Here is a 9,221-nt window from a genome sequence, read left to right on the forward strand (position 1 = left end):
AAAATTTAACGGCACAAACCATAGTAGAAGCACACAACTATCAAACAAAGAAACCAAACTCAAAAACACAATATACAACATCTACAGATCAACACAAATCAAATAAAAAAAGGGTTTCTACAAAGCCATTATTTTAAAAAAATGTTAAATTCGCTAATGTATTGCAATGGCATATAAATATTATTTTACAAAGGAATTTTAATAGATTTGAGACTTTGAATAATCTTTTATAAGTTTGATAGTTTAATTCATACATCTGGTCTGGTGCATTTTTTAGGTAATGAATTAAGTTTAAAAAAAGCAAGTAATGTTTCTTTAAAACACAGATATAATGGATTAGAAGAAATTCATGGTGAATATACTATTTATGGAGTTAGTATATTACCATTCTAGATGTCACTACCAATTCACTGCCCAATAATCTTAGATGACACTATCAATTCATATACTCATTGTCACTGTTGGGGTTAATTGTATCTGGTTTGTATATATCCTCCTATAAATCCACAAACTGCGCCATTAATGGTTCCTAATATGGTTAAGGGTATTAAGAGGAGGAATGATCCTGAGAGGAGACTTCCTAAAAAGAATGAAATTGCACCAGTTATGATAGCATTTTTGGCACCAATAACCGGATCTTTAGTTAAAAAACCCACTGCAGCTAACAGTAGAAAAATTAATAGAGTAAGAATGCCATGGGTATTAGCTAAAATGAGGGTAATGACCATTACAACTGGTATTATGATAATCCATTGTATATTGTTGAAATTAAACTCACTTAGTATTGAATTGATTAAACCATTTTGCATACCATAGGGGGAGTTATAATGATTATTCCAATTTTGATAGTTCCGATTTTTGGTGTTTTGGAATTTGTTTCGTAGATTGTGCCAAAATTCAATTAAGGGACTTATTATATTATCTTTAATACCATAACTTATTGATTGCACTTTGTTTCTTAGAACTTCTTTGATTGTAGGTTTTTTCCTGAAAGTAGATTGTTTCCAACTGGGATCAACTATATCTAAATTTTCCACATAGCGTAATTTACTACCACAATCACAGTTACTGGTAAAATCTTTTTTAGACTCACCTGATTCCATTTGATAATAAACCCGACATTTACTGCAAATTAAATAGCCCATTTTACCTACCCATTCTCTAGAAAAGACTACACTCTTTTATAATACACATCTATTTTTATCCAGAAAAATCATTTCTAAAAATATTTAGTGTTTGTACTTTCATTATTTAATTACAACTTATATTAAATAGAGTTTTTATTTGTGAACTAGAGATAATACAGTATATCAGATTGGATAAGTAACGGGTATGAAAGAGAAAAACACTGGATTTTCAGCAGAATATGTTGATAACCGTCTCCAAAGGCGTTTGCGTATATATCTCTTTTTCATCTTTATATTCTTAGTTGTGTTAATCATTGAAGTATCCACAGGAATGTTTAAGTTATCCTTAGCCATTATTGGGGTGTTGATTGGATTTGTAGTGGGAATTTTTACTTCTCGCATGTATCATTTGAGTTGGGATGATGAAAACAACCTGGTAATTGGCCATATTGATAAAATTGGATTTGTAATACTGATCTGTTATTTGATTTTCATTTTCACCCGAACATTTTATCTTCACCAATGGATTCACGGTTCACCATTGATGGTAATGGTACTCAGCCTGACCACTGGCACTATGCTAGGAAACTTGATGAACACTCAAAGGAGTATTAAAAAAATTTTAAAGACATTGAACATTCTGGTTTAACGTTACCTCCATTATTTGTGAGGGATTGGTTTTGAAAAAGTTTTTAATTATATAGAATCAAATAATAAAATAGGTGTTTGTTCATGCTCGATTTTGGTTTAACTCTTAACAAAAACACGACAGATTATGAAACTAAATTTTTAGATGAACTAAAACCTGGTGATGAAATAACTGGAGAAATTATAGTTGGCGAATTTAAAACAGTTCCCATGGGTAAAAGAGAAGTAGCTGAATTCTATATAATAATAACTGACCTTAAAAATCGTGTTAAATGGGTATGTGAATTTACCACTCCTTATTATCCTGAGACTGATAATATTTATGGAGAAAATGGTGGTGTCTTCTATAACTTAATCGACAGCCTGAACCATGTGGTGAATAAAACCCCAATAAACTGGAAAGAGAATTATTCTGTTAATTTCAGCAGATTCCGGAAAACAGTGAACGAATCTGTAAGCAGTGTCACTGTTAAAGCTTTGCAATCAGATAATTCTGATGCAAAAACTGTTAACTTACAAGTGATCAATGCTACCATCATCACCGACCCTGAAATACCCCCTCCAATATCTATTTATGACTTGGCAGAAGAAGATCCCATCATCCTCATGGCCTATGCTGGTCTGAGAAATAAAGGTGATCGGATAACTGTAAAAAACATTACTTTTGAATTAAAAGGACTATACGACGATAAAAATATCACAAAACATGCATACCAAACAGCTCTACGTGAACTTAAAAAGGTTAAAGATCGTGGCTAAACTATCTTATTATTCTTACCCCACCCTCTAAATATTATGTATTAGTATTCAATGAGAAGGGCTAAAAATAGGACTTTAAGGGGATTTATCCAATGAAAATTCTCAAAGGCAGTATTTTCCGTCCAGAAAAGGATTACTACAAAATTGCTGGCATCTTGTTAATGGTGTCCGGTATACAATTTCTCATGGCAGTTTCCCTGGCTGAAACCCAGTACCCAGGATACAGCACTGCTACCAATACCCTCAGCTCTCTTGGTGGAACTTTACCTCCTGTGGAGCCTTCGGCTACAATATTCAATCTCAGCATATTTTTACTGGGAACACTGGCCCTCGGATCTGTTTATTTAATCCTGAAAAGTGGTGGTTGCCCACTTTTCTCTACTTTTCTATTACTTACTGGAGTTGGTGCAGTGGGAGTGGGTTTGTTCCCTTCTTACTCTCCAGTAGAACATACCCTTTTCACTTTCATAACATTCTTTTTCGGAAGTTTAGCAGTTCTTTTTTCTCACCGTCTGGGTTTGAATATTCATATGGTGATCTTATCTATGATAATGGGCATTGTACCTATGGGAATTATTATTGGAACCTTAATATTCGGATTTGATAATGCCATTATCAGAAGTCTTGGCCTTGGGGGTGCTGAACGTTTGCTTGCCTATCCACTGCTCCTGTATATCATTGCACTAGGAGGGTACTTATCCAGCAGGGGTGAAGACTGGGTGAAAATATAGATCCGACCGTTACTTCAAGGTTTTTGGGATGATGTGCATTTGACAAAACCATGAATAATTATATGAAAAGAAATAGAGAATCTCACTAATTTGAAACATATAATATAATCCTGGTGGAGTGTGTAGTTATTGGAGAAATATATATTATTACTTGTTTTTCTAATGATATTGTTAGTGGTTGCTGTTTCGGGTTGTTTATCCCTGGAAGATGAATACGAGAATAGTATTCTCAGTTTTAAGATTCCTGAAAACTGGACTGTCGTTGATGCCACCAATTTAGACATCCTTGCCGGGTTAAAACCGGTTGGCACTAACACCACTCTCATCGACATCAGTACCACTGATGTTTCACCCCAGGAATTGGTTGATGGCTACATTAAGAAATACTCCCAGAAAAATTCCAATTTTAAGATTCTCAAAAACGAACCAGTGACTATTGATGGGGAAGAAGGAGTTAGATTGATCTATAAAATTGGCAAAAACCCTGAAGACCAACTAAATTCCTCATATTACGTTTCATCAGTGGTTGCATTTTCTAAAAACAATTACACCTACATTATTAGTTCAGTAGAAGTTTCAAACAAGGATTATATAACCAAAGTGGAACCAGCTATGAATAAAGTTACCAGTACCATTAAAATCAAAGGATACTTCACTTAGTAAAACATCAATAATAACCATATCAAATTAAGGGATTGTGAACTTATGCCTTCAGAAAATAAAAAAGCAGGACAATTGAACAATGAGGGAATCTTATTTTATAATAACGGCCAGTTTGAAGAAGCCTTGAAACGTTACAATAATGCCCTAGAAGAGGATCCTAATTTTTTAGAAGCGTGGAATAATAAAGGTAATGTTTTACGTGCTCTGGGCCAGTATGAAGAAGCATTGGATGCTTTTGATCATGGAATTTCCATTGATCCAGAAAATCCTAACCCCTGGCTAAATAAAGGAGCAGTCTACTATGAACTTCAGTTGTTTTCTGAATCTATTGATTGCTTTGACCATGCCCTTAAAAATGATCCCGAAAATAAGCTAGCCCTAAACAATAAGGGAGCAGCATTAGGTAATTTAGGAAAACACGAAGAAGCCCTGAAATGTTTTGAAGAAACATTAAAAATAGATCCCCATGATATTAACGCTATAACTAATAAAAAAATCCTTTTAGACTTTCTAGACAAGTAACTGCCAACTATATAAAATAAATCCATTTTTAATTTACTTTATTAGCTATAAATTCGGGGGTTGTACTCTAATTCCTTGAAAATTATTTTATAAACAATTCCTTTGTCGTTCAAAATTTCTAATGAACCTTCTATTTGTTTTACCAGCGTATCAACCAAATTTAAACCTAATTTAGTTTTGCCTTGCATTTGAGAGTCGGTAACAGAACCCCCGCCTTCAAAGACAATATTCAAATGGTATTGGTCATCTTCTTTGTGCATAGTGATAATGATTTTACCATCTTTATCAGGCTTGAAAGAGTGTTTGAGATAGTTTAAAACCAGCTCATTCAATATGAGTCCGCAGGGAACGGAAGTTTCGATGTTTAGTTGGATATCTTCAATATCCAGTTCATAACTAATTTGGGAGTAATCATATTCTGAATTATGAATTAAACTATTTAATAGAGTTTTTAAATAATCAGAAAAATTGATGGAACTAATATTATCTGATTCGTATAGTTTTTCATGAACCATAGCCATTGATCTTATTTGATATTGGCTTTCCAGGAATAGTTCTTGATCATGATCATCCACCAAATATTGTGACTGTAAACTTAAAAGGCTTAGAATAACTTGTAGATTATTCTTCACCCGATGGTGTATTTCCCTTAACAGGAATTCTTTTTCTTTTAAAGATTTTTTCAACAATTTTTTAGCTATTTCCTGCTGCCTTTTAGCTTTTTTAGTATCATTGAATAAGATTATCTGCCGCAGAAGCACTAAGACAACAATAACTCCCACACCCCATATTAATGCAGCATCAGGTTTTGTGATGATTAAGAGCCCATATGATCCTAGAACTAGTATTAATGGTAAAAATGATATCAAGTCATGATTATCCGGGTCTTTACTACTATAAGAATAAATCTTTTTCTTTAAGTCAAGGTTAACCTTATTTGAAACTGAAGCTGCCGCCAAAATTAGAAAAATAGAGTTTGTAGCAAACAAAGCGCTAAAAAGCCATTTGTATATCAAGACTGGTTTTACAACGTGATAAGCATATGTCATGTCTCCTAATATCTGAAAAAAGAGACCTATAGCTATTAATATTAATGGTAAATCACGAATTTTCTTGTTTTCATTAAATAACAGTGTTTGTATAACAATTAATAGTATTAAATTCAGGAATAAATACAAGATAGATATTACCATGGATATGGTGTCTGGTTGGCTGGTCTTTATTGTAGGCCATATTAGAGGAAACCAGACTATGAATAATGATGATGCTGTTATGATATTGACATCTAATAAATCTTTAAACCTTATTTTTAAAGGCCTTTTATTGAGTAATATCATTCCCAGAATATAAAAGGGGTAACATAAGAAAAATAAGTTATTGGCAATGAAATTATATTGCATATCGTTTGCTATTACCTCAAAAAGGAAATAGAACAAGTTGGAACAGGAATATATTCCAATTCCTATGGTGAATATTAATAAAGGTTTGAAAATATTCTGATTTTTTTTAAAAGACCATAATGTTGCATAAATAAAGAAACTAAAACCAATGAAACTTGTGATTGTTGTTAAAATATTCAGATAGGGCGATGTCAAGGAAGTATTCCAAAATAAGAATGGAATCAATGCCAATATTATAATGGATGATATAGCCACTGCTAACAGTAACTTGAAATCTTTTAAGGACGATATTTTTAGCATTTTTAACACAAGCCAATGATAAATGGGAATGGTTAGATTATCATTTAATGGCATTTTTGTTATAAGTTATTAATCAAATTTATTATGATTATTATGATAAAAATAGTTGTCAGTTTTAGTTAGATTATCCCTTAGTAAATTGTTCTAGTGGAGAATAAAATATGGAAAATTCCAACATAATTTGTAACAAATGCAATGCCAAAATTAAACCAAGCTCTAATTTCTGCACAGAATGTGGGAAACCGGTGGATGAACCTCATGCAGAGAATGGGAAAGTAGTAGAGCTTGACAAAAAAGAACTAACAACTTCTGAGTTAAAATCAGACATTAGATGTCCCCAGTGCAATCATAAATTTAATTCTGAAGACACATTCTGTACTGAGTGTGGTTTTAAAATCGATAGAATTTCTAACTGTCCTAAATGTAATGCACCTATTCAACTTGGAACTAGTTTCTGCACAGAGTGTGGAATTAATGTTGAACAACACAAACCTACTACTATCCAAGCAGGGACTAAAACTGTTGAAACCTCTTCATCCTCAACTTTTAACCCACCACCTGCAGATGATTCTATGGAAGAGTTTATACAAACTGGTAAAGGCTTGTTGGATGAAGTGGAGAAAACTGGCAGAGGTTTGATGAAAGATCTGGATAACTTCTTAGGTAAATCCACTGAAAGCTCACATAAAACTATTAAACCTGCACGAAAGGATCAAAAATTCCTGGTTTGTGATCAATGAGGAGGGTATTACCAACTTCAAAATGGTGAAACAGAAGAAGATTTTTCTCAAGAATGTGATTGTGGTGGGCACTTGGTGGTTAAAAACAAACATCCCTAAATGTTTAGCATCCTTAATTTTTTTTGATTAGGTCCCATAATTGATTAAGCTCTATTATTAAGTAGAACCATAAATTTGGGATTTGACAGAAAATTATCCAATGTAATTAAGTGATGGGGGGTTGAAGTGTTCGTATTTTACCCACCTTACCAACATCTCATAAAATATATTTATGATATCATAATTTTGATAGTTGTAGTGTTTACCTATTAAATTTTGCATAGTTTAAACAATTAAAATGACAGTATTCTATTATCAGTGATCCATTTTTTAAATAATATTCCAACAGATTATGCAAAACTTATTATAAATTTAAAAATAAAATATTGAATTATAGCTGTAGGAGTTTCTATAATGTCTGATAATTATCTTCAAAAAGACTATGAACGGGTCAATAAGAAATTCAAAGAATTAATGAATGCAGGTGAAATTGAATCAATTGAAAAGAAGATTAAGGGTTTAGAAGAAAAAACCCAGCCCAATCTTATTGACCAGATATGGTTAAATATTTATAATGATGTCCTAGATTTGAAAAAAAGAAAACAAAACGAGATTTGATACAATCATCCGAATTTAGTGCCCATACTCCCTTTTTAAGTTTGAATATAGTTTTTATTTATAAATCTTTATTATGTAATGATTCAGATTTTTCCAATTCCTTTTCACGAAGGGCATTTTTAATAACAGCCTTAGGTAATCGGTTGGTTTTATCTAGGAAAACTTTGATATTCTTTATGTACACGTGACAGTATCGAATGGCTTGTTGTATCTCCTGTGGATTACGGGTGCACTGGAAGTGATGCTGATCCTGGTAGTGGATGTCAAACATATAATTTAACATGTCCAGACATTCAGGTTTAAGACTTCCTTCAGCACAGTATTTTTCCAAATAGTCTAATAAATAATGGGATTCAGTTTCAAGAATACCATCCCTAAGTGTCACTGCTCTTGTAGCATGAAGGAATGCAAAGTAGACAGAAATTCTAGTAGAACGATGATAACCATGTTCAAAGGTTAACTCTGCTTCTTTTAACCATATTTTAGCTTCTTTAAGAGATAATGCACTTTTTAGGGGTGAAGGTTCCACTTTTTTTAGATGGCCCTGGTAATACAAATCATCAATTCTGTCCAAATATATCACCATACTACAAAATATTCGTTAATTATTTATTTGATAATACTTCCTTGAGATAAATCTTATATAAAAATTATTCAAGGATAATATTAAACTTTTCCATTGTAACTATATAAAATGATTCTCATAAGGCTATATGCTAATTTACTGAAAATGATGATTAACCTTTAAAAACTTATTTAATTTCTAATAGTTTATGATGAGATTGTTAAATTGTTACTTTTTTAATTACTATGGTGTCGGCGATTTTTTGATAGGCATCTCGGTTTTTGCGAGCATCAAAGTTCAGGATCAATGTTTTAGTGTTGATGTAGTCTGCCGATAGAAAAACGTAACTGCATACTTGTAGACCATCTTCAATTTTGATTCCGGGTTTATCAGCAATATTGATTCTTTTTGCCCTGGTAAAACATGATAAATCTGTTCTGTTACTTTGATAATAGAAAACTTCCCCTACCATGTTTTCAATTGAAGTATTGGTATTATTGTATAATTCCAGCCTGCAGTGTGTAGTGTTTGAGTTGTCTAAAACCACTAAATGGGAAGGGTATTGGAATTTTACCCACTGATTTTCGAAATGTCCCCCTGTACTGATTTTTGAATTACTATCAGTTCCCATGATGTTGGTGCATCCACTGATACTTACCAAAGCTAATATCAATATTAATAATATCAGTTGTCCGTTTTTCGTAGAAATCCCTCGCAAATTAACTGGCTTTAAAAATTTTAACAAACATTTTCGTTTTACCAATTATTTGGATGCACTGATATAATACTATTTTCTATTGTAAGTGTGGTTCCTATTTATTTTTTATTTGATGGTAAAAATCAGTTCATAAAGTAATAAAAGGATTGGTTAAAATGAAGTGTGCTTTTAAAATATAAAAATTAAAAAGAGTTGTTTTTCAACAGTTTTTGCGTTAAACTGTTGAATATTAGATTGTATTTTGTTGTTATTTTAGCGTAGGTGCACTTAATTACCTTTGATCACTGTTTCAGCACTTCCACGAGCAGTAGGTGATCCAACCCATGGAACATTATGATAATCAACCCATTTACCGTTATTCCAGGTCTGGACTGATCTATGTCTAGGTGAA

12 protein-coding genes are annotated in these 9,221 nt (G+C 32.4%); 7 read left to right on the forward strand and 5 right to left on the reverse strand.

The window, feature by feature from the left end:
• Positions 1-467 precede the first annotated feature (467 nt).
• On the reverse strand, positions 468-1,145 hold the full coding sequence (locus tag GXZ72_01010) for an MFS transporter (protein HHT18134.1): 678 nt from the start codon (positions 1,143-1,145) through the stop codon (positions 468-470).
• Positions 1,146-1,332: 187 nt separating this feature from the next.
• Here GXZ72_01010 and GXZ72_01015 point away from each other — a divergent pair, with 187 nt between their 5' ends.
• From GXZ72_01015 to GXZ72_01035, 5 genes are all read left to right on the forward strand, one after another.
• Positions 1,333-1,776, forward strand: a complete 444-nt coding sequence (locus tag GXZ72_01015) for a hypothetical protein (GenBank protein HHT18135.1) — start codon at positions 1,333-1,335, stop codon at positions 1,774-1,776.
• Between the two features lie 83 nt (positions 1,777-1,859).
• Positions 1,860-2,534: a hypothetical protein gene (locus GXZ72_01020; protein ID HHT18136.1), complete on the forward strand. Its 675-nt coding sequence runs from the start codon at positions 1,860-1,862 to the stop codon at positions 2,532-2,534.
• Between the two features lie 92 nt (positions 2,535-2,626).
• Positions 2,627-3,265, forward strand: coding sequence for a DUF998 domain-containing protein (locus GXZ72_01025; GenBank protein HHT18137.1), 639 nt, complete (start codon positions 2,627-2,629; stop codon positions 3,263-3,265).
• A gap of 129 nt (positions 3,266-3,394) precedes the next feature.
• Complete coding sequence (locus GXZ72_01030; GenBank protein HHT18138.1) at positions 3,395-3,925, forward strand: hypothetical protein; 531 nt, start codon at positions 3,395-3,397, stop codon at positions 3,923-3,925.
• A gap of 45 nt (positions 3,926-3,970) precedes the next feature.
• A complete protein-coding gene (locus GXZ72_01035) occupies positions 3,971-4,450 on the forward strand; it encodes a tetratricopeptide repeat protein (GenBank protein HHT18139.1) in 480 nt (159 codons plus the stop codon).
• A 41-nt stretch (positions 4,451-4,491) separates the two neighbouring features.
• Here the strand turns inward: GXZ72_01035 and GXZ72_01040 are convergent, their stop codons facing one another.
• Positions 4,492-5,850 (reverse strand): sensor histidine kinase, encoded by a 1,359-nt coding sequence (locus GXZ72_01040; protein HHT18140.1) that lies wholly within the window; start codon positions 5,848-5,850, stop codon positions 4,492-4,494.
• A gap of 461 nt (positions 5,851-6,311) precedes the next feature.
• Here GXZ72_01040 and GXZ72_01045 point away from each other — a divergent pair, with 461 nt between their 5' ends.
• Positions 6,312-6,890, forward strand: coding sequence for a zinc ribbon domain-containing protein (locus tag GXZ72_01045; protein ID HHT18141.1), 579 nt, complete (start codon positions 6,312-6,314; stop codon positions 6,888-6,890).
• A gap of 453 nt (positions 6,891-7,343) precedes the next feature.
• Complete coding sequence (locus GXZ72_01050) at positions 7,344-7,547, forward strand: hypothetical protein (protein ID HHT18142.1); 204 nt, start codon at positions 7,344-7,346, stop codon at positions 7,545-7,547.
• A 58-nt stretch (positions 7,548-7,605) separates the two neighbouring features.
• Here the strand turns inward: GXZ72_01050 and GXZ72_01055 are convergent, their stop codons facing one another.
• The 3 genes from GXZ72_01055 to GXZ72_01065 form a co-directional block, all read right to left on the reverse strand.
• A complete protein-coding gene (locus GXZ72_01055) occupies positions 7,606-8,121 on the reverse strand; it encodes a HEPN domain-containing protein (GenBank protein HHT18143.1) in 516 nt (171 codons plus the stop codon).
• 211 nt (positions 8,122-8,332) lie between these two features.
• Positions 8,333-8,773, reverse strand: a complete 441-nt coding sequence (locus GXZ72_01060) for a hypothetical protein (protein ID HHT18144.1) — start codon at positions 8,771-8,773, stop codon at positions 8,333-8,335.
• A 324-nt stretch (positions 8,774-9,097) separates the two neighbouring features.
• On the reverse strand, positions 9,098-9,221 hold a 124-nt coding region (locus GXZ72_01065; GenBank protein ID HHT18145.1), incomplete at its 5' end, for a peptidoglycan-binding protein.

It is taken from the genome of Methanobacterium sp. (genome assembly GCA_012838205.1).
Taxonomy (GTDB): domain Archaea; phylum Methanobacteriota; class Methanobacteria; order Methanobacteriales; family Methanobacteriaceae; genus Methanobacterium.